This is a genomic window from Escherichia sp. SCLE84 (genome assembly GCF_012584495.1).
GTDB lineage: Bacteria > Pseudomonadota > Gammaproteobacteria > Enterobacterales > Enterobacteriaceae > ECMA0423.
In genome coordinates, this window is the sequence record NZ_CP051430.1 from 2,265,218 (window position 1) to 2,284,444 (window position 19,227).

A 19,227-nucleotide genomic window follows, 5' to 3' on the forward strand; every position below is an offset into this window, starting at 1 on the left:
TACGGTACTCAGGAATACTGAAGCCTATACAAAAAAAGCCGTGTAAAACCACGGCATACCTGACCTTATAAAGCCAACTACTTACGATCAGATGGCGCAGACTATATCACTGAAGCCCTACGCTAACAAATAGCGCGACTCTCTGTAGCCGGATTATCCTCAGCTTGCGAGACGCATCACCTCTTTTCTGGCGACTTCACGCGCGTTCGCATCAACAGATAACACATCGTCCACACATTGTGGTTCGCGCATATCCATTTTTTCCAGTACCGATAAATTCAACGCAGCGATATCCGTAAAGCGGATTTGTTGCGCAAGAAAAGCAGCAACGGTGATTTCGTTTGCGGCATTCAATGCTGTCGTCGCTGCCTGACCTTGTTCGAACGCCTCCATCGCCAGTTTCAGGCATGGATAACGATCATAATCCGGTGCGGCAAATGTCAACGCACTTAGTTTGCAAAAATCGAGCGGCTTCACGCCAGAGTTCACGCGATTCGGCCATGCCATGGTGTGGGCAATTGGCGTACGCATATCCGGTTCCCCCAGCTGCGCCAGAACACTGCCGTCCTGATAGCGCACCATTGAGTGAATCACTGACTGCGGGTGAATCAGCACTTCCATCTGGCTGGCGCTGGCGTTAAACAGCCAACGCGCTTCAATGTATTCCAGACCTTTGTTCATCATGGTAGCCGAATCGACAGAAATTTTACGCCCCATCGACCAGTTCGGATGACGGCAGGCTTGATCCGGCGTCATTGTTGCCAAATCGCGCAATGGCGTCTCACGGAAAGGGCCACCAGACCCGGTAAGTAAAATGGACACCACGCCATTTTGCTCAAGGTCAGCGTATCCCAGATTATGCTGGATAGGTTGCGGTAAACTCTGAAAAATGGCGTTATGTTCGCTATCGACCGGTAACAATTGCGCTTTGCTCTGCTTTACGGCGTCCATAAACAGACGTCCGCAGGTAACCAGTGATTCTTTATTGGCCAGCAAAATGGTTTTACCCGCGCGGATCGCAGCAAGCGTAGGTAACAGCCCAGCAGCGCCAACAATGGCTGCCATCACCTGATCAACATCCTCAAGCGCTGCCATATCGCAAGCGGCTTGTTGCCCACTTAAGACTTCGGTGCGGCTACCCTGTTGCTGTAGCATCGTTTTAAGAAGTTTCGCACTCGCTTCATCGTCCATTACGGCATAGCGGGGAGAGAATTCCAGGCACTGTTCTACCATGCGAGTGACATTTTTGCCTGCCACCAGCGCAACTACGCGGAAGTGTTCGGGATTATGGCGCACCACGTCCAGCGTGCTGCAACCAATCGAGCCGGTCGAGCCCAGAATGGTGAGTTGCTTCATGAAACATCCAGAGTTGAGACAGAATAAAAAGCAAAACGCCGCCAGCCGATCCGCAAGGATCTACTGAGCGGCGTTTTTGTCGTTCAAGAAATCAGAACTGCATCAGTTCTGCTTCTTTGTCTGCCAGCGCCGCTTCAATTTTCTTGATTGCAGCATCAGTCAGTTTCTGTACATCGTCCTGAGAACGGCGATCGTCGTCTTCGCTGATCTCTTTATCTTTCAACAGTGCTTTCACTTTGTCGTTCGCGTCACGACGCACGTTACGTACTGCAACACGCGCTTGTTCTGCTTCACCACGAACGATTTTGGTCAGATCTTTACGACGTTCTTCCGTCAGCGGCGGCAGCGGAACACGGATGTCGCTACCCGCAGAGTTCGGGTTCAGGCCAAGATCGGACGCCATAATCGCTTTTTCAACGGCCGGAGACATTGAACGATCAAACACGTTGATTTTCAGTGTACGGGAATCTTCTACCGTTACGCTTGCCAGCTGACGCAGCGGCGTCGGCGTGCCGTAATATTCCACGACAATGCCATCCAGCAGGCTGGGAGAAGCACGACCCGTGCGTATTTTGCTGATTTGGGTTTTGAACGCTTCTACGCATTTGTCCATGCGTACTTCAGCATCTTTTCTGATATCGCTAATCACGTTACGAATCCTTGAAAACTTGTCTCAGTCAGACCAGACAGTCACACACAGTGGAAGTGTGCTAAGTATAGCCCTGATTAAACATATTACGGGTAATCGTCTGGATTATTAGGCTATTTTATTTGCCATTTTGGCCCCGGGCAGTGCTCGCCATCCTCACGTACTTTTGTACGCTCCGGTTGCTGCGCGCTGGCCGTGACCAAACTGCCTGCAACAATAACGCCTTATAACCAGACTAACGCCCCCGCGATACTTACGCGGAATCTTACCCTTATTTATCCATCACGGGAATTATTCCGTGATTAAAGTCCCTTCTTTTTCACCCATTACCACACGGCGCAGCGCACCCGGTTTGTTCATGTTGAAAACACGAATCGGTAATTTATGGTCACGAGCCAGCGTGAAGGCCGCCAGGTCCATGACTTTCAGCTCTTTTTCCAGCACTTCGCTGTAAGTCAGTTGCTCGTACATGGTTGCGGTTGGATCTTTCGCCGGATCAGCGGTAAACACGCCGTCAACTTTGGTTGCTTTCAGCACCACATCGGCTTCAATTTCGATACCACGCAGGCAAGCTGCTGAGTCGGTGGTAAAGAACGGGTTACCTGTACCGGCGGAGAGGATCACCACACGGTTGTTGCGCAACAGGCTGATAGCTTCTGCCCAGCTGTAGCTGTCGCACACGCCATTCAATGGAATAGCGGACATCAGACGAGCGTTCACATAGGCGCGGTGCAGTGCATCACGCATTGCCAGGCCGTTCATTACGGTCGCCAGCATCCCCATGTGGTCGCCCACAACGCGGTTCATACCCGCTTTCGCCAGACCAGCGCCACGGAACAGGTTACCCCCACCAATCACCACACCAACCTGAATACCCAGTTCAACCAGTTCTTTGATTTCCTGAGCCATACGATCCAGTATGCTTGCATCAATACCGAAGCCTTCAGTGCCCTGCAGAGCTTCGCCACTCAACTTAAGCAGAATGCGTTTATAGACGGGTTTTGCATTGGTAGCCATGTTTCTTTCCTGAGACTGTCAACGATTGAAATGAATTAATACTAGCGACATTGTACGTCGCTTTTCAGCGCAGCCCCACAAGGGTTAGCTGAATTTACAAGATGGGCACAAAAAGAAGCCGCCCTCAGGCGGCTCCTTTTCGATAATTAAGACTGCTTGGACATCGCAGCAACTTCTGCTGCAAAGTCAGTCTCAACTTTCTCGATGCCTTCACCCACTTCGAAGCGGATGAAGCCAGTCACTTCAGCGTTATGCTCTTTCAGCAGCTGACCAACAGTTTTGCTTGGTTCCATAACGAACGGCTGACCGGTCAGAGAAACTTCGCCGGTGAATTTCTTCATGCGGCCTTCAACCATTTTCTCTGCGATTTCTTTCGGCTTACCAGACTGCATCGCGATATCCAGCTGTACCTGGTATTCTTTTTCTACCACTTCAGCGGATACGTCTTCTGGTTTGATGAATTCTGGCTTGCTTGCAGCAACGTGCATAGCGATGTGTTTAACCAGCTCTTCGTCAGCGCCTTTAGCAGCAACCAGAACGCCGATACGCGCACCGTGCTGATAAGAACCCAGAACGTCGCCTTCCAGCGCAGCAACGCGGCGAATGTTGATGTTTTCACCAATTTTCGCTACCAGCGCAACACGTTCTTCTTCGAACTGTGCTTTCAGAACTTCAACGTCAGTGATTTTGCCAGCAACAGCTGCGTCCAGAACTTTGTCTGCGAACGCCTGGAAACCAGCGTCTTTTGCAACGAAGTCAGTCTGGCAGTTAACTTCCAGAATGATGCCGTAGTTGCCGTCGATTTTGGTTTTGATCACGCCGTCAGCAGCAACGTTGCCTGCTTTTTTCGCTGCTTTAATAGCACCGGACTTACGCATGTTTTCGATTGCCAGCTCGATGTCGCCGTTAGCTTCAGTCAGTGCTTTTTTGCAATCCATCATGCCTGCGCCAGTACGCTCACGCAGCTCTTTTACCAGGGATGCGGTAATTTCAGCCATTCTAAAATCCTCGGAGATGTGATCTGCCCGGCATTAAACCGCACAGATATAAAAGTGAAAAAGGGGGCCATATGCAGGCCCCCTAACCAAACGTGTACTACCTGGTCTATAAGGGCTCTCCCCCTTCATATTTCGCGCCGCAGATGCGTTATCTTCGCTCGCTCATCCCGGTCACTTACTGATGTAAGCTCCCGGGAATTCTCGAGCTTGCCGCCTTTCTGCAACTCGAACTATTTTGGGGGAGTTATCAAGCCTTATTACTCAGCTTCTACGAAGCTTTCTTCCGCCTGGGAAGCCAGATCCTGAGAACGGCCTTCACGTACGGTTGCAGCAACAGCGCCCAGGTACAGGGTCACAGCACGGATTGCGTCGTCGTTACCCGGGATAACGAAGTCAACACCGTCCGGATCAGAGTTGGTATCAACGATAGCAAATACCGGAATACCCAGGTTGTTTGCTTCTTTGATAGCAATGTGTTCGTGGTCAGCATCGATTACAAACAGAGCGTCCGGCAGACCGCCCATGTCTTTGATACCGCCCAGGCTGTTTTCCAGTTTCTCCAGCTCACGAGTGCGCATCAGCGCTTCTTTCTTGGTCAGCTTTTCGAAAGTACCGTCCTGAGACTGAGTTTCCAGGTCTTTCAGACGTTTGATGGACTGACGAACGGTTTTCCAGTTAGTCAGCATACCGCCCAGCCAGCGATGGTTCACGAAGAACTGGTCGCAGCTCAGAGCAGCGTCTTTCACCGCTTCGCTTGCAGCGCGTTTAGTACCAACGAAAAGGATTTTACCTTTGCGAGAAGCAATCTTGTTCAGTTCAGCCAGAGCTTCGTTGAACATCGGTACAGTTTTCTCAAGGTTGATGATGTGAACTTTGTTACGCGCACCGAAGATGAACGGCTTCATTTTCGGGTTCCAGTAACGGGTCTGGTGACCGAAGTGAACACCAGCCTTGAGCATGTCGCGCATGGAAACAGTTGCCATGATTAAAACCTCTATATAAAAGTTGGGGTTATGCCTCCACGTATCCCATATTACCGACCCCAAAGGGCACCCCGGAATATGTGCCGATACGTGTGTGTTGTTACACAAAGTGAGATTGTCGCTTCCGTCCAGTCTGTGTATACGAAATGGATCGGAAGTCCGGCGCGCTTTATACCACAAATACGTCATGGACACCAATAATTGTTGGCGCTGTGTACAGCATCAGATGTCGAATTTTCTATTATAGAAAACCTTCAGTGGCACGTTTGGCGAAATTCAGAATGATTCTCAATTTGCCCGGGTGTGATACCATTGACGGCACTTACATATATATTGTCGGTATCACCGACGCTGATGGACAGAATTAATGGCTATCTCAATCAAGACCCCAGAAGATATCGAAAAAATGCGCGTCGCTGGCCGACTGGCTGCCGAAGTGCTGGAGATGATCGAACCGTATGTTAAACCGGGCGTCAGCACCGGCGAGCTGGATCGCATCTGTAATGATTACATTGTTAATGAACAACACGCGGTTTCTGCCTGCCTCGGCTATCACGGCTATCCGAAATCCGTTTGCATCTCTATTAATGAAGTGGTGTGCCACGGTATCCCGGACGATGCTAAGCTGCTGAAAGATGGCGATATCGTTAACATTGATGTCACCGTAATCAAAGATGGTTTCCACGGCGATACCTCGAAAATGTTTATCGTCGGTAAGCCGACCATCATGGGCGAACGTCTGTGCCGCATCACGCAAGAAAGCCTGTACCTGGCGCTGCGCATGGTCAAACCAGGCATTAACCTGCGCGAAATCGGTGCGGCGATTCAGAAGTTTGTCGAAGCAGAAGGCTTCTCCGTCGTTCGTGAATATTGTGGACACGGTATTGGTCGCGGCTTCCATGAAGAACCGCAGGTGCTGCACTATGACTCCCGTGAAACCAACGTCGTGCTGAAACCGGGGATGACGTTCACCATTGAGCCAATGGTCAACGCGGGTAAAAAAGAGATCCGCACCATGAAAGATGGCTGGACGGTAAAAACCAAAGATCGCAGCTTGTCTGCACAATATGAGCATACTATTGTGGTGACTGATAACGGCTGCGAAATTTTGACGCTACGCAAGGATGACACCATCCCGGCGATAATCTCGCACGACGAATAAGATGAAGCCGGCGAATGCCGGCTTTTTTAATGCGATAATTTAATCTTATGGGTGGCGCACAATGAATACCCTTCCAGAACAGTACGCAAACACCGCTCTCCCCACCCTGCCCGGTCAACCGCAAAATCCATGCGTCTGGCCCCGTGATGAATTAACCGTCGGTGGGATAAAAGCCCATATCGATACTTTCCAGCGTTGGCTGGGTGATGCCTTTGACAATGGGATCTCTGCAGAACAGTTGATTGAGGCGCGCACCGAGTTTATCGACCAGCTCCTGCAACGATTATGGATTGAAGCGGGATTCAGCCAGATTGCCGACCTGGCATTGGTCGCCGTCGGTGGCTACGGTCGTGGCGAGCTGCATCCACTTTCTGACATCGATTTACTGATTTTAAGCCGTAAAAAGCTCCCGGACGATCAGGCGCAAAAAGTGGGCGAGCTGTTAACGCTGCTCTGGGATGTAAAGCTGGAAGTCGGTCATAGTGTGCGCACGCTTGAAGAGTGCATGCTGGAAGGGTTATCGGATTTAACCGTCGCCACCAATTTAATCGAATCCCGCTTATTAATTGGCGATGTTGCGCTCTTCCTCGAACTGCAAAAACATATTTTTAGCGAAGGATTCTGGCCTTCCGACAAGTTCTACGCGGCGAAAGTTGAAGAACAGAACCAGCGCCATCAGCGTTACCATAGCACCAGCTACAACCTTGAACCAGACATCAAAAGTAGCCCTGGCGGCTTGCGCGATATTCACACTCTGCAATGGGTGGCCCGCCGTCATTTTGGCGCAACATCGCTGGATGAAATGGTCGGGTTTGGCTTCTTAACCTCAGCGGAGCGGGCGGAATTAAACGAATGTCTGCATATACTGTGGCGTATTCGCTTTGCCCTGCATCTGGTCGTCAGCCGTTACGATAATCGTCTGTTATTCGATCGCCAACTTAGCGTCGCTCAGCGTCTGAATTACAGTGGTGAAGGCAACGAACCGGTCGAGCGGATGATGAAGGATTACTTCCGCGTTACACGCCGCGTCAGTGAACTCAACCAGATGCTGCTGCAACTGTTCGATGAAGCCATCCTCGCCCTTCCCGCCGACGAAAAACCACGTCCAATCGACGATGAGTTTCAGCTACGCGGTACGCTAATCGACCTGCGTGATGAAACACTATTTATGCGCCAGCCGGAAGCCATCTTGCGTATGTTCTACACCATGGTGCGCAACAGTGCGATCACCGGCATTTACTCCACCACGCTGCGCCAGTTACGCCATGCCCGTCGCCATCTGCAACAACCGCTGTGTAATATTCCGGAAGCACGAAAACTGTTTTTGAGCATTCTGCGTCACCCCGGAGCGGTGCGGCGCGGGCTATTGCCAATGCATCGCCATAGCGTGCTCGGCGCGTATATGCCGCAATGGTCGCATATCGTCGGGCAGATGCAGTTTGATCTGTTCCACGCCTACACGGTGGATGAACATACTATCCGCGTGATGCTGAAACTGGAGAGTTTTGCCAGTGAAGAAACGCGCCAGCGCCATCCGTTGTGTGTGGACGTCTGGCCGCGCCTGCCGTCAACTGAGCTGATTTTCATCGCCGCGCTGTTTCACGATATCGCCAAAGGACGCGGCGGCGACCACTCCATTCTCGGTGCTCAGGATGTAGTGCATTTTGCAGAACTCCACGGGCTGAACTCACGCGAAACACAGCTGGTTGCCTGGCTGGTTCGCCAGCACTTGCTGATGTCGGTGACAGCACAACGCCGCGATATTCAGGACCCTGAAGTCATCAAGCAGTTTGCCGAAGAAGTTCAAACGGAAAATCGTCTGCGCTATCTGGTATGCCTGACAGTGGCTGACATTTGCGCCACCAACGAAACGCTGTGGAATAGCTGGAAGCAAAGTCTGTTGCGCGAACTCTATTTTGCCACCGAAAAGCAGCTACGACGCGGAATGCAAAACACGCCGGATATGCGCGAACGGGTTCGCCATCACCAACTCCAGGCACTGGCACTACTGCGCATGGATAACATCGACGAAGAGGCGCTGCACCAAATTTGGTCACGCTGTCGTGCTAACTATTTTGTCCGCCATAGCCCAAATCAACTGGCCTGGCATGCCCGCCATTTATTACAGCATGATTTAAGCAAACCGCTGGTATTGCTTAGCCCGCAGGCTACGCGTGGAGGCACCGAGATTTTTATCTGGAGCCCGGACCGCCCCTATCTGTTTGCCGCCGTCTGTGCCGAATTAGACCGCCGCAATTTAAGTGTTCACGACGCACAAATTTTCACCACTCGCGACGGTATGGCGATGGATACCTTTATCGTGCTGGAACCCGATGGCAGCCCGCTGTCCGCAGATCGTCATGAGGTTATTCGGTTTGGTCTGGAGCAAGTACTGACGCAAAGTAGCTGGCAGCCACCGCAGCCCCGTCGCCAACCCGCCAAATTACGCCATTTTACTGTTGAAACCGAAGTAACGTTTTTGCCGACCCATACCGACCGCAAATCGTTCCTTGAGCTTATCGCGCTCGACCAGCCAGGACTGCTGGCGAGAGTCGGGAAAATTTTTGCCGATCTGGGAATTTCGCTTCATGGTGCCCGAATTACAACCATTGGCGAGCGAGTAGAAGATTTATTCATAATTGCCACCGCTGACCGGCGTGCACTTAATAACGAGTTGCAGCAGGAAGTGCATCAGCGGTTGACAGAGGCCCTCAATCCAAACGATAAAGGGTGATGTGTTTACTGATATGAAAAGAGTTTAACAATGCAGCAGTTACAGAACATTATTGAAACCGCTTTTGAACGCCGTGCCGAGATCACGCCAGCCAATGCAGACACCGTAACCCGCGAAGCGGTAAATCAGGTGATCGCCCTGCTGGATTCCGGCGCACTGCGTGTAGCGGAAAAAATTGACGGTCAGTGGGTGACGCATCAGTGGTTGAAAAAAGCGGTGCTGCTCTCTTTCCGTATTAATGATAATCAGGTGATCGAAGGGGCAGAAAGCCGCTACTTCGATAAAGTGCCGATGAAATTCGCCGACTACGACGAAGCGCGTTTTCAGAAAGAAGGCTTCCGCGTTGTGCCACCAGCGGCGGTACGTCAGGGTGCATTTATTGCCCGTAACACCGTGCTGATGCCGTCTTACGTCAACATCGGCGCATATGTTGATGAAGGCACGATGGTTGATACCTGGGCGACCGTCGGTTCTTGTGCGCAGATTGGTAAAAACGTCCACCTTTCCGGTGGCGTGGGCATCGGCGGCGTGCTGGAGCCGCTGCAGGCTAACCCGACCATTATTGAAGATAACTGCTTCATTGGCGCACGCTCCGAAGTGGTTGAAGGGGTGATTGTCGAAGAAGGTTCCGTCATCTCTATGGGCGTATACATTGGTCAGAGCACCCGTATTTACGACCGTGAAACCGGCGAAATCCACTACGGTCGCGTTCCGGCGGGGTCTGTGGTTGTTTCAGGTAATCTGCCGTCGAAAGATGGCAAATACAGCCTCTACTGTGCGGTTATCGTTAAGAAAGTTGACGCGAAAACTCGCGGCAAAGTCGGCATTAACGAACTGCTGCGTACCATCGATTAAGAGTACATATACGGGCAGCATAATGCTGCCCGTATGCTTTCTGGCTCAGAATAATTCGACCTACTCATTCTTCCCCCCTTTTTTAAATACTTTTTCATCTTGTTTCGGACTGTCATGTAATTCGCAAAACGAAGATAAATGTGCTAATCCATCCCATGGAATATCGCCACAATAAAGCAGGTAATTTTTTGATTTTTACGCCATGATAGAAGTCTGGAAGAAAAAGGCTTTCTGCGATCACAGTCGAGCCGGGCGGGCCAGGCCAAATGCTAAAATAAGCACAATTTACTGACTCATTTTGAGGTAACGCTATGTACGACAATCTGAAAAGTCTGGGTATTACCAATCCTGAAGAAATTGATCGTTACAGCCTCCGGCAGGAAGCCAACAACGATATTCTGAAAATCTATTTCCAGAAAGACAAAGGCGAGTTTTTCGCCAAGAGCGTTAAGTTTAAATATCCGCGTCAGCGTAAAACGGTCGTCGCTGATGGTGTGGGTCAGGGTTATAAAGAAGTCCAGGAAATCAGCCCGAATCTACGGTATATCATTGATGAGCTTGATCAAATCTGCCAGCGTGACCGCAGCGAAGTTGATCTTAAGCGTAAGATCCTCGACGACTTACGTCACCTGGAGTCAGTCGTAACCAATAAGATCAGCGAGATTGAAGCCGATCTGGAAAAACTAACGCGTAAATAATGCCGAACTGACGGTTAACTCGGACATTCCCCTCTACCCTTCGGGCTGAGGGGAATGAGCCAGCGCCGCCTCGACCTTAACGCATAACCTACCGCTCTTCATCCAGCTGCAACGCCACATACAGCAGCAACCTGTCATCAAAATTACCCAAATCAAGCCCGGTCAGTTCCGATATACGATTAAGCCGATACTCCAGAGTATTACGATGAATAAACAACGCCTTTGACGTTGCCAGCGGTTGCACATTGTGACGAAACCACGCCGCCAGCGTTCGTCGCAGCAAGCCGTTATTGTCCATAGCTTTCAGCCGCGCCAGCGGTCGCGCCAGTTCGTTGGCCTGCCAGTCGCCACGCAAACTGTCGAGTAACACAGGTAACATCAGATCCTGATAAAAATAGCAGCGACTTTCTGGCATCCGCTGTTTACCCACCACCATCGTCGTTTTCGCCGTACGATAGGATCGGGCAATACTGCCAGGACCGGTAAAATAGTTGCCCAGTGAAACGCGAAAACGCAGCTGGCCGTACTCTTTCATGCGGGTAATCAGTTGTTCAACTCGCTTACGATGATCTTCTGCATCCCAGCGCCCAAAAGAGTTCAACGCCGGTTTCAACACCACCATTTCGGTTAGCGAGACAATCGCCACCAGATTATTACGCTCGGGCGTAGTCAGCGCGTTTTGCAGTTGTTGTAACTCCGCCATTGCGCTGTCCACACCAAGCTGACCGCTGTCGACCTCAACAATAGCCACCACTCGCGGTTGATTGAGATCGATCCCCAGCCGTTGCGCCCATTCAGTAAGTGCGGGAGTATTCTCCTCTGCCTGAATCAGGTTCATCACCAGTTCCTCCCGCAAACGGCTATCCTGAGCCAACAAGTGCATCAACCGCGACTGTTCCAGCATCATTTCAGCCGTCATGCAGACCAGTTCGCCATATTTACGCAGATTCTCTGGTTCACCTGTCAGGCCAATTACGCCGACAATTTCACCTTCCAGCCGTAACGGTAGATTAATCCCTTGCCGCACACCGTGCAGATGACGTGCCACCGCGTCATCGATATCGACGACTCGTCCCTGTGAAAGTACCAGCAATGCACCTTCGTGCAATTCACCAATACGCTCACGATCGCCGCTGCCGATAATTCGCCCACGGGCATCCATTACGTTGATATTGGTCGATGATGCGCATGGTACGTGCCACGATATCCTGCGCCATTTTGGTATCAAGATGCCAGCCAGCCATAAGTCCTCCGTTATGCACGGCTTAGCATAAGGAAGTACGTAACGTACGGCATTGTGCAAATGCCTAAAGGATGATGAAGATGTATGGAGTTGTGGTGAAGTTCACAGATTGTAAGGAGAACCCCTTCCCGTTTTCAGGAAGGGGTTGAGGGAGATTACTGCATTAACAGGTAGATGGAGCTGTCGCCGCGCTGAATGTTCAGTGCCAGCACAGACGGTTTGCTGTCGAGAACTTTACGCAGTTCAGCGATGTTTTTCACTGCCTGCTGGTTCGCGCCAATAATCACATCACCTTTCTTCAGGCCGATCTGCGCAGCCGGAGTGCCCGTTTTCACGTTGTTCACTACCACGCCCTGATCTTTGCCTTTGTTGCTCATCTCAGCACCTTCAATGCCGTTGAAGATGGAGCTGGAATCAACCTGATTCTGGCTGCTCTGCTGCAGTTCCAGATTCACGTTGACCTGCTTACCGTCGCGCAGCAAGCCCAGGGTCAGTTTGCTGCCCACCGGCATAGTACCCACCTGAGCACGCAGTGCGGCAAAGCTACTGATTGGCTTACCGTTCAGTGAGGTGATCACATCACCCGCTTTAATGCCCGCTTTTGCAGCGGAGGAATTAGGCAGAACCTGGCTTACGAAAGCACCGCGCTGGGCGTCAACTTTCATCGCTTTCGCCAGTTCGGAATTCAGCTCAGTCCCCATAATACCCAGCTCACCGCGTTTCACCTGGCCGTATTCCACCATCTGCGAGGTCAGGTTTTTCACCATGTTGCTCGGGATAGCAAAACCGATACCGATGTTGCCGCCGTCCGGTGCGAGGATCGCGGTGTTGATACCGATCAGTTCGCCGTTCAGGTTAACCAGCGCACCACCGGAGTTACCACGGTTGATCGCTGCATCGGTCTGGATGAAGTTTTCGTAGTTTTCGGCATTCAGGCCGCTACGCCCCAGCGCAGAGACAATCCCGGAAGTTACCGTCTCTCCCAGGCCAAACGGGTTACCAATCGCTACGGTGTAATCACCCACGCGCAGTGCATCAGAATCCGCCATCTTAATTGCGGTCAGGTTTTTCGGGTTCTGGATCTGAATCAGCGCGATATCAGAGCGCGGATCTTTGCCAACCATCTTCGCGTCGAACTTACGACCATCGCTCAGCTGGACTTTAATCACCGTCGCGTTATCAACAACGTGGTTGTTGGTGACGACATAGCCTTTATCGGCATCAATGATGACGCCGGAACCCAGCGCCATGAATTTCTGTTGCTGGCCGCCGCCATTACCGCCCTGGCCCCCCTGGCAGAACGGAGAGCTCTGGAACGGTGAACCTTCCTGGCAGAACGGAGAATCATCACCGAAGAACTGCTGGAAATTACGCGGCATACGCGGCGTATTAACGGTTGTGCTACCTTCTACGTTAATGCTGACCACTGAAGGCATCACCTTTTCGAGCATCGGTGCAAGGCTTGGCATCTGCTGGGCTGTCGTTGCTGAAGAAGTCTCAGCCGCCGTTGCAGAGAGCGGAGATAACGCCAAACCTAAACTCAGAGCCAGTGCACTCAGTGCTAATGTGGTTTTTTTCATGTATTTCAGTCTCGATTAACAGATAACGCAAAATTGCTGTGTTCTTCAGATTCGTTTTATAGCGCGAAGTTCCGAACTAAAGTTTCTGCAAAAGGTAAAAATTTATTGTTCGTCTTTACAAAAGCCTGGTTATTGTTCTACGGCCATCAGACGTCGGTATTCATCCCACGCATAGAGGTCGGTCATACCGCTGATATAATCCTGCAGCAGGCGGCAACGGTAATAATATTCCCATAGCGGAAACTCAGGAGAATCTGACGGTAATTTACTGACAGCCTCGACATAGGCCAGCCGATGGCGCGTCGAGAGTTTGTGGAATAAGCGCGATTCAATAGGGAAACGTTTCACCCGTTCTTTTTCTACCAGTTCAGTAAAGTCTGATAACGACAGGCTTAATAAAGGACGATAAATCTCTAATAATCCGCTAATGACCCGATAGCCCTGCAATTCAAGCTGCTCGACATCCGGATGGCTAAACACATGTTTTACAGCGACATTTTTATATAGCTTAAGAAGATCGCTGCATTCGCTGGCATCTTCCAATAATGCATGATTAAACGTTCCGGCGAAAATCGCAGGCAGATTATCAATAAATCGTTGTGCCGCGTATGGTACCAGTTTATTTAGGGTGTTTACCCGTAAATACATAAAAAACTGATCTTCCGTACTGCGGCTTAAACTATTTGAGCGTGATTTTTCCCAGGCATTTTCAACCACTAGCGAAAAGAGCGAACCTTTCTCATGCTGACCCCACGCCTCGTGCAAATGATGATAAAGCTGCTCAACGGTAAATATTCTTTTCTCTACCGCATCTTCAAGGTCTGCCACACAATAGGAGATGTCGTCGGCAGCTTCCATAATCCACGTTAATGGAAAACGACTGTAAAGCGCCAAATTAAGTTCTTTACGCAACCGGGCAATATAGGCTTCTTCAGAAAGATAATAACCCGGCTTTTTCATTAAATAGTGATGTGTCTCAGGCGTTTCGCCACGCCACCACGCCGGACGGGTATATTTTAAAATACCGCCAACCTGTGCCCAGGTGAGATTCATCCTCATCAATGTATGCACCAGACGAATGCCTTGTGCATTCCCCTCAAAATGACATAAGTCCTGACGAATCTTGCGCCGCAGCTCGTTAAGCGGTTCTTCCCCGTCCCGTAAACGTAGTGCCGCCACGCTGCAGCGATCGTCAGTCAGAGGCTGGCTTTCGGCATCTTCCGGGTATAAACGCTGGCGAAACCAGTCATTTATCGCCGCTTCGCCAAAATGACCAAACGGCGGATTGCCGATATCGTGCATCAGGCATGACATCTCAACAATGCTTTCAAAAGGTCCGGTCAGTTCATCCAGGCCGTATGCTTCCAGCAATTTAAGCTCTTTCAGACGGCTTAAAATTTCTTTGGCGATGTAGCGCCCCACCTGCTGGACTTCCATCGAGTGGGTAAGACGCGTGCGCACGGCGGCATTGCGCTCCAGTGGAAAAACCTGGGTCTTTTGTTGCAGACGACGAATTGCCGGAGAGTTGATGATACGCCCGCGATCGCTCTCGAAGATCCGCAGGATCTCATGTTCGGTTTTAACGCCCTGCGGTGAACGGTAACGACGATGCCAGTTTATTTTTTTTCGGAAATCAATCTGTGCCATGTCCTCTCCCGCGTGAGAAATACGCTTCCCCGTAAGCGCATGGTAAACTATGCCTTCAAATCGGGCTTATCGCGAGTAAATCTATGAAAATCGGCATCATTGGTGCAATGGAAGAAGAAGTTACGCTGCTGCGTGACAAAATCGAAAACCGTCAAACTATCAGTCTCGGCGGTTGCGAAATCTATACCGGCCAACTGAATGGAACCGAGGTTGCGCTTCTGAAATCGGGCATCGGTAAAGTCGCTGCGGCGCTGGGTGCCACTCTGCTGTTGGAACACTGCAAGCCAGATGTGATTATTAACACCGGTTCTGCCGGTGGCCTGGCACCAACGTTGAAAGTGGGCGATATCGTTGTCTCGGACGAAGCACGTTATCACGACGCGGATGTCACGGCATTTGGTTATGAATACGGTCAGTTACCAGGCTGTCCGGCAGGCTTTAAAGCTGACGATAAACTGATCGCTGCCGCTGAGGCCTGCATTGCCGAACTGAATCTTAACGCTGTACGTGGCCTGATTGTTAGCGGCGACGCTTTCATCAACGGTTCTGTTGGTCTGGCGAAAATCCGCCACAACTTCCCACAGGCCATTGCTGTAGAGATGGAAGCGACGGCAATCGCCCATGTCTGCCACAATTTCAACGTCCCGTTTGTTGTCGTACGCGCCATCTCCGACGTGGCCGATCAACAGTCTCATCTTAGCTTCGATGAGTTCCTGGCTGTTGCCGCTAAACAGTCCAGCCTGATGGTTGAGTCACTGGTGCAGAAACTTGCACATGGCTAAGTCACTGTTCAGGGCGCTGGTCGCCCTGTCTTTTCTTGCGCCACTGTGGCTCAACGCCGCGCCGCGCGTCATCACGCTTTCTCCCGCCAACACTGAACTTGCCTTTGCTGCCGGGATCACGCCGGTTGGGGTCAGCAGCTATTCCGACTATCCTCCACAAGCGCAAAAGATTGAGCAGGTTTCCACCTGGCAGGGGATGAATCTGGAACGCATTGTCGCGCTGAAGCCCGATCTGGTGATTGCCTGGCGTGGAGGTAATGCCGAGCGGCAGGTTGACCAGCTGGCTTCGCTGGGAATAAAAGTGATGTGGGTCGATGCGACAAGCATTGAACAAATTGCCAATGCGTTACGTCAACTGGCCCCCTGGAGTCCGCAACCAGACAAGGCCGAACAAGCCGCGCAATCCCTGCTGGATCAGTACGCGCAATTGAAAGCGCAATATGCTGATAAACCTAAAAAACGTGTTTTTCTGCAATTCGGCATTAATCCGCCATTTACCAGTGGAAAAGAGTCGATTCAGAACCAGGTACTCGAAGTTTGTGGCGGAGAAAACATCTTTAAAGACAGCCGGGTTCCCTGGCCGCAAGTTAGCCGCGAACAGGTGTTAGCACGCTCGCCACAGGCGATTGTCATTACAGGCGGACCGGACCAAATTCCTAAAATCAAACAATACTGGGGTGAACAGCTCAAAATTCCCGTTATTCCTCTCACGAGTGACTGGTTTGAACGTGCAAGCCCACGTATTATCCTCGCTGCACAACAGCTCTGTAATGCGCTTTCACAGGTAGATTAGCGCCTGACCTTTTCAGGTGCTCAGTGGGGATTGAACAATGCTCGTCTATTGGCTGGATATAGTCGGCACAGCGGTATTTGCCATCTCCGGCGTTTTGTTAGCCGGAAAATTGCGTATGGACCCTTTTGGTGTTCTGGTACTGGGCGTGGTAACCGCAGTAGGCGGCGGGACAATTCGCGACATGGCGCTGGATCACGGCCCGGTATTTTGGGTGAAAGATCCCACCGATCTGGTCGTTGCAATGGTCACCAGCATGCTGACCATCGTGCTGGTGCGCCAGCCAAGACGCTTACCAAAATGGATGTTGCCGGTGCTGGACGCCGTTGGTCTGGCGGTGTTTGTCGGCATTGGCGTGAATAAAGCCTTTAATGCGGAAGCCGGTCCGTTAATCGCGGTTTGCATGGGCGTCATTACTGGCGTTGGCGGCGGGATCATTCGTGATGTACTGGCCCGCGAGATCCCCATGATTTTACGTACAGAAATCTACGCAACTGCCTGTATTATCGGCGGTATTGTCCACGCTACGGCTTATTACACATTTTCCGTACCACTGGAAACAGCCAGTATGATGGGCATGGTCGTGACGCTATTGATTCGGCTGGCGGCTATTCGTTGGCATCTTAAGCTACCGACGTTTGCGCTGGATGAGAATGGGCGTTGAAGAGAGAAGATGTGCCGGATAGTTTATCCGGCACATGAACAACAGATTAGATGCTAAAGGAAGAACCGCAACCGCAGGTGCTTTTCGCGTTCGGGTTGGTCACGATGAAACGAGAACCTTCCAGACCTTCGGTATAATCAACGGAACCGCCGACCAGATATTGCAGGCTCATCGGATCAACCACCAGGCCAACGCCCTGTTTTTCGATGGTCATATCGCCTTCGTTCACCTGATCATCAAAGGTGAAACCATACTGGAAGCCGCTGCAACCGCCACCGGTGATATACACGCGTAATTTCAGATTCGGGTTATCTTCGTCAGCGATCAGGCTTTTAACTTTGTTGGCTGCTGCGTCGGTAAACTCCAGCGGCAGTGCTACGTCATCACTCATATTTTGCTCCAAACGACATCGGCAATTGGGCAAATTCTAACCCAATAATAATCGCCATTATCTAATACCCTGGTATTTCGTTCAAGTATTCTCGCTGGCTGATGCGGCCTTGCTTCGCGCCAGTTGCTCAGCTTCCTGTTTTGCCAGCGTGCGCGCAAGAATCGCCGAGTATAGCGGTTTCCCGCCGGTAAATTGCGCTAATAGTGTTGCGCCAAGACCGGTAATAATCATTGGCAAAATGAGCTGGTAGTTATCGGTCATCTCCAGAACCAGAATGATCCCCGTTAACGGCGCGCGAATAGATGCCGCCAGTAATGCCCCCATTCCGGCAATAGCAAACGTCCCCGCCTCCAGGTGATATTGCGGAAACAGCTCAACGGCAACCATTCCGAAAGCGGTTCCCAGCACAGTACCCAGCGCCAGCATCGGGGCAAAAATACCGCCCGGCGCGCCGGAAGAGAAGCAGAGTAAGGTGGTAATGACCCGAGCGACGAAGATAAACACCAGCATTCCCATGCTGAAATTCCCCGCGGTAGCGATAGGAATCAGGTTAAAACCGCCGCCCGACGTTGCTGGTGCCACAAACCCCAGCAATCCACACAGACCGCCAATCGCACCACCCATCAGTACCCATTTGGTAATATTGCCGCCGTGCACACGGTGCAGCAAATCCTGCATCCCCAGCACCCATTTATTAAAAATAGGGCCGAAAATGCCAAAAATAATACCGAGGATCAGATAAAGCCACAGCGTATTAAGCGGCGCATCAGAAAGTTTACCGACGTCAATCAACGCAACTTCATGATTAAAAATCCGGTACATAATGGTCGACATAATGACGCCAATAAATACCGCTTTAATCGAAATTAACGTATAGCGAAACTGCGGACGCATCTCTTCGATAATAAACAAAATACCCGCCAGCGGCGCGTTAAAGGCCGCAGCCAGCCCCGCAGCAGCACCGGTTGCCAGCAGCGTATGGCGAGCTTCATCACCTTTCAGGCGGAAAATATCAAGCACCATGCGACCGATATTGCCGCCGATCTGCACGGTTGGTCCTTCGCGCCCTAGCACCATGCCTCCGCCGAGTGTCCCCAGCCCGCCAAAGAATTTCACCGGCAATACACGCCACCAGCGAACAGGACGTTGATCTTCCAGCGCCCCTTCAATTTCCGGGATCCCCGATCCCCCTGCTTCGGGCGCGTATTTGCGCACCAAAAAGTAGCCGAACATCGCCAGCACCGCCGAACAGAGAAAAGCGACGGTTAACAGTAGCGGATAATTATCAGCAGTATGTACCAGCGCCCCCATACGTTGGTTCTGCAACCAGGCGACACCTTTGTCAAAAGCAACCGCTGCCAGCCCGACAAGCGTGCCGACGACTGCCGCCATAAACAAAATGGCTAACGGGGTTTTATCGCGCTCAAGAAGTTGGCGAATCAGTTGTCTGCGTCGCAGGCGCGCGGCCTGCGGTGTTTCTAAAGAGGGAGTATCAGTTTTCATCCAATGATCACTTATTGGTCATACAAATAAGATGACGGCATTTTACTCGCACGTTCCATGAAAATCCTTTGCAAAGCGTAATGTTTCAAATGCACAAAACTTTTATACTCTAAGAAATCAGGATTGCACCAGTACAAGCAGCCTGATGTTTGACGAGTATTTAACTTGTTATGAA

Annotated in this window: 18 protein-coding genes and 1 pseudogene; 7 read left to right on the forward strand and 12 right to left on the reverse strand. The window is 51.1% G+C overall.

All coding sequences use genetic code 11. The features are described from left to right. Positions 1-159: 159 nt before the first annotated feature. The 5 genes from ispC to rpsB all read right to left on the reverse strand — a co-directional run bounded on the left by ispC (position 160) and on the right by rpsB (position 5,003). Positions 160-1,356 carry a 1-deoxy-D-xylulose-5-phosphate reductoisomerase gene (gene ispC / locus HGD79_RS11210; protein ID WP_000811923.1) on the reverse strand — a complete coding sequence of 399 codons (1,197 nt, stop codon included), beginning with the start codon at positions 1,354-1,356 and terminating at the stop codon, positions 160-162. A gap of 91 nt (positions 1,357-1,447) precedes the next feature. Continuing rightward, on the reverse strand, positions 1,448-2,005 hold the full coding sequence (gene frr, locus HGD79_RS11215) for a ribosome recycling factor (protein WP_000622418.1): 558 nt from the start codon (positions 2,003-2,005) through the stop codon (positions 1,448-1,450). Between the two features lie 291 nt (positions 2,006-2,296). Further along, positions 2,297-3,022 (reverse strand): UMP kinase, encoded by a 726-nt coding sequence (pyrH, locus tag HGD79_RS11220; protein WP_000224573.1) that lies wholly within the window; start codon positions 3,020-3,022, stop codon positions 2,297-2,299. Positions 3,023-3,168: 146 nt separating this feature from the next. Beyond that, the gene (tsf, locus tag HGD79_RS11225; RefSeq protein ID WP_000818114.1) at positions 3,169-4,020 is read right to left on the reverse strand and encodes a translation elongation factor Ts; all 852 of its coding nucleotides are present in this window, start codon (positions 4,018-4,020) and stop codon (positions 3,169-3,171) included. A 257-nt stretch (positions 4,021-4,277) separates the two neighbouring features. Further along, on the reverse strand, positions 4,278-5,003 hold the full coding sequence (rpsB, locus tag HGD79_RS11230; protein WP_000246884.1) for a 30S ribosomal protein S2: 726 nt from the start codon (positions 5,001-5,003) through the stop codon (positions 4,278-4,280). 367 nt (positions 5,004-5,370) lie between these two features. On the opposite strand from rpsB, the gene map reads away from it, so the two are divergent. From map to HGD79_RS11250, 4 genes are all read left to right on the forward strand, one after another. Further along, positions 5,371-6,165 carry a type I methionyl aminopeptidase gene (gene map / locus HGD79_RS11235; RefSeq protein WP_001018194.1) on the forward strand — a complete coding sequence of 265 codons (795 nt, stop codon included), beginning with the start codon at positions 5,371-5,373 and terminating at the stop codon, positions 6,163-6,165. Between the two features lie 61 nt (positions 6,166-6,226). After that, positions 6,227-8,899 (forward strand): bifunctional uridylyltransferase/uridylyl-removing protein GlnD, encoded by a 2,673-nt coding sequence (gene glnD / locus HGD79_RS11240; protein WP_021293431.1) that lies wholly within the window; start codon positions 6,227-6,229, stop codon positions 8,897-8,899. A gap of 30 nt (positions 8,900-8,929) precedes the next feature. Next, positions 8,930-9,754 (forward strand): 2,3,4,5-tetrahydropyridine-2,6-dicarboxylate N-succinyltransferase, encoded by an 825-nt coding sequence (gene dapD / locus HGD79_RS11245; protein ID WP_001186650.1) that lies wholly within the window; start codon positions 8,930-8,932, stop codon positions 9,752-9,754. Positions 9,755-10,065: 311 nt separating this feature from the next. Then, on the forward strand, positions 10,066-10,452 hold the full coding sequence (locus HGD79_RS11250; RefSeq protein WP_000272188.1) for a DUF3461 family protein: 387 nt from the start codon (positions 10,066-10,068) through the stop codon (positions 10,450-10,452). Between the two features lie 88 nt (positions 10,453-10,540). Here the strand turns inward: HGD79_RS11250 and cdaR are convergent. From cdaR to dgt, 3 genes and pseudogenes are all read right to left on the reverse strand, one after another. Beyond that, positions 10,541-11,696, reverse strand: a pseudogene (gene cdaR, locus HGD79_RS11255) (DNA-binding transcriptional regulator CdaR). A gap of 154 nt (positions 11,697-11,850) precedes the next feature. After that, positions 11,851-13,275 carry a serine endoprotease DegP gene (gene degP / locus HGD79_RS11260; protein WP_000753945.1) on the reverse strand — a complete coding sequence of 475 codons (1,425 nt, stop codon included), beginning with the start codon at positions 13,273-13,275 and terminating at the stop codon, positions 11,851-11,853. A 129-nt stretch (positions 13,276-13,404) separates the two neighbouring features. After that, positions 13,405-14,922, reverse strand: a complete 1,518-nt coding sequence (gene dgt / locus HGD79_RS11265) for a dGTPase (RefSeq protein ID WP_000057094.1) — start codon at positions 14,920-14,922, stop codon at positions 13,405-13,407. An 83-nt stretch (positions 14,923-15,005) separates the two neighbouring features. Here dgt and mtnN point away from each other — a divergent pair, with 83 nt between their 5' ends. The 3 genes from mtnN to HGD79_RS11280 are packed head-to-tail and all read left to right on the forward strand — an operon-like array spanning position 15,006 to position 17,158. Beyond that, positions 15,006-15,704 carry a 5'-methylthioadenosine/S-adenosylhomocysteine nucleosidase gene (mtnN, locus tag HGD79_RS11270; RefSeq protein ID WP_000689844.1) on the forward strand — a complete coding sequence of 233 codons (699 nt, stop codon included), beginning with the start codon at positions 15,006-15,008 and terminating at the stop codon, positions 15,702-15,704. Beyond that, positions 15,697-16,497, forward strand: coding sequence for a vitamin B12 ABC transporter substrate-binding protein BtuF (gene btuF / locus HGD79_RS11275; RefSeq protein ID WP_001129927.1), 801 nt, complete (start codon positions 15,697-15,699; stop codon positions 16,495-16,497). The genes mtnN and btuF overlap by 8 nt, the downstream gene beginning before the upstream one ends. A 37-nt stretch (positions 16,498-16,534) precedes the next feature. Beyond that, positions 16,535-17,158, forward strand: coding sequence for a TRIC cation channel family protein (locus HGD79_RS11280; protein ID WP_000964221.1), 624 nt, complete (start codon positions 16,535-16,537; stop codon positions 17,156-17,158). A 46-nt stretch (positions 17,159-17,204) separates the two neighbouring features. Here HGD79_RS11280 and erpA read toward each other — a convergent pair whose 3' ends face one another. Genes erpA through yadX form a run of 4 tightly spaced genes read right to left on the reverse strand, consistent with a single transcriptional unit; the run spans position 17,205 to position 19,111 of the window. Further along, positions 17,205-17,549 carry an iron-sulfur cluster insertion protein ErpA gene (gene erpA, locus HGD79_RS11285; protein ID WP_001295564.1) on the reverse strand — a complete coding sequence of 115 codons (345 nt, stop codon included), beginning with the start codon at positions 17,547-17,549 and terminating at the stop codon, positions 17,205-17,207. Beyond that, complete coding sequence (gene yadW / locus HGD79_RS11290; RefSeq protein WP_120795373.1) at positions 17,542-17,607, reverse strand: small protein YadW; 66 nt, start codon at positions 17,605-17,607, stop codon at positions 17,542-17,544. Before yadW ends, erpA begins: the two co-directional genes overlap by 8 nt. Positions 17,608-17,630: 23 nt before the next feature. Beyond that, on the reverse strand, positions 17,631-19,052 hold the full coding sequence (gene clcA, locus HGD79_RS11295; protein WP_000845394.1) for a H(+)/Cl(-) exchange transporter ClcA: 1,422 nt from the start codon (positions 19,050-19,052) through the stop codon (positions 17,631-17,633). Between the two features lie 11 nt (positions 19,053-19,063). Then, a complete protein-coding gene (yadX, locus tag HGD79_RS26625) occupies positions 19,064-19,111 on the reverse strand; it encodes a protein YadX (protein WP_211180485.1) in 48 nt (15 codons plus the stop codon). Positions 19,112-19,227 lie beyond the last annotated feature (116 nt).

What these genes read in the sequence shown, in the direction of transcription:
- dapD (WP_001186650.1), top strand. Translation starts at nt 8,930, where the DNA reads ATGCAGCAGTTACAGAACATTATTGAAACCGCTTTTGAACGCCGTGCC.
- erpA (WP_001295564.1), bottom strand. Translation starts at nt 17,549, where the DNA reads ATGAGTGATGACGTAGCACTGCCGCTGGAGTTTACCGACGCAGCAGCC.
- mtnN (WP_000689844.1), top strand. Translation starts at nt 15,006, where the DNA reads ATGAAAATCGGCATCATTGGTGCAATGGAAGAAGAAGTTACGCTGCTG.
- HGD79_RS11250 (WP_000272188.1), top strand. Translation starts at nt 10,066, where the DNA reads ATGTACGACAATCTGAAAAGTCTGGGTATTACCAATCCTGAAGAAATT.
- HGD79_RS11280 (WP_000964221.1), top strand. Translation starts at nt 16,535, where the DNA reads ATGCTCGTCTATTGGCTGGATATAGTCGGCACAGCGGTATTTGCCATC.
- btuF (WP_001129927.1), top strand. Translation starts at nt 15,697, where the DNA reads ATGGCTAAGTCACTGTTCAGGGCGCTGGTCGCCCTGTCTTTTCTTGCG.
- glnD (WP_021293431.1), top strand. Translation starts at nt 6,227, where the DNA reads ATGAATACCCTTCCAGAACAGTACGCAAACACCGCTCTCCCCACCCTG.
- dgt (WP_000057094.1), bottom strand. Translation starts at nt 14,922, where the DNA reads ATGGCACAGATTGATTTCCGAAAAAAAATAAACTGGCATCGTCGTTAC.
- rpsB (WP_000246884.1), bottom strand. Translation starts at nt 5,003, where the DNA reads ATGGCAACTGTTTCCATGCGCGACATGCTCAAGGCTGGTGTTCACTTC.
- pyrH (WP_000224573.1), bottom strand. Translation starts at nt 3,022, where the DNA reads ATGGCTACCAATGCAAAACCCGTCTATAAACGCATTCTGCTTAAGTTG.
- tsf (WP_000818114.1), bottom strand. Translation starts at nt 4,020, where the DNA reads ATGGCTGAAATTACCGCATCCCTGGTAAAAGAGCTGCGTGAGCGTACT.
- degP (WP_000753945.1), bottom strand. Translation starts at nt 13,275, where the DNA reads ATGAAAAAAACCACATTAGCACTGAGTGCACTGGCTCTGAGTTTAGGT.
- map (WP_001018194.1), top strand. Translation starts at nt 5,371, where the DNA reads ATGGCTATCTCAATCAAGACCCCAGAAGATATCGAAAAAATGCGCGTC.
- clcA (WP_000845394.1), bottom strand. Translation starts at nt 19,052, where the DNA reads ATGAAAACTGATACTCCCTCTTTAGAAACACCGCAGGCCGCGCGCCTG.
- ispC (WP_000811923.1), bottom strand. Translation starts at nt 1,356, where the DNA reads ATGAAGCAACTCACCATTCTGGGCTCGACCGGCTCGATTGGTTGCAGC.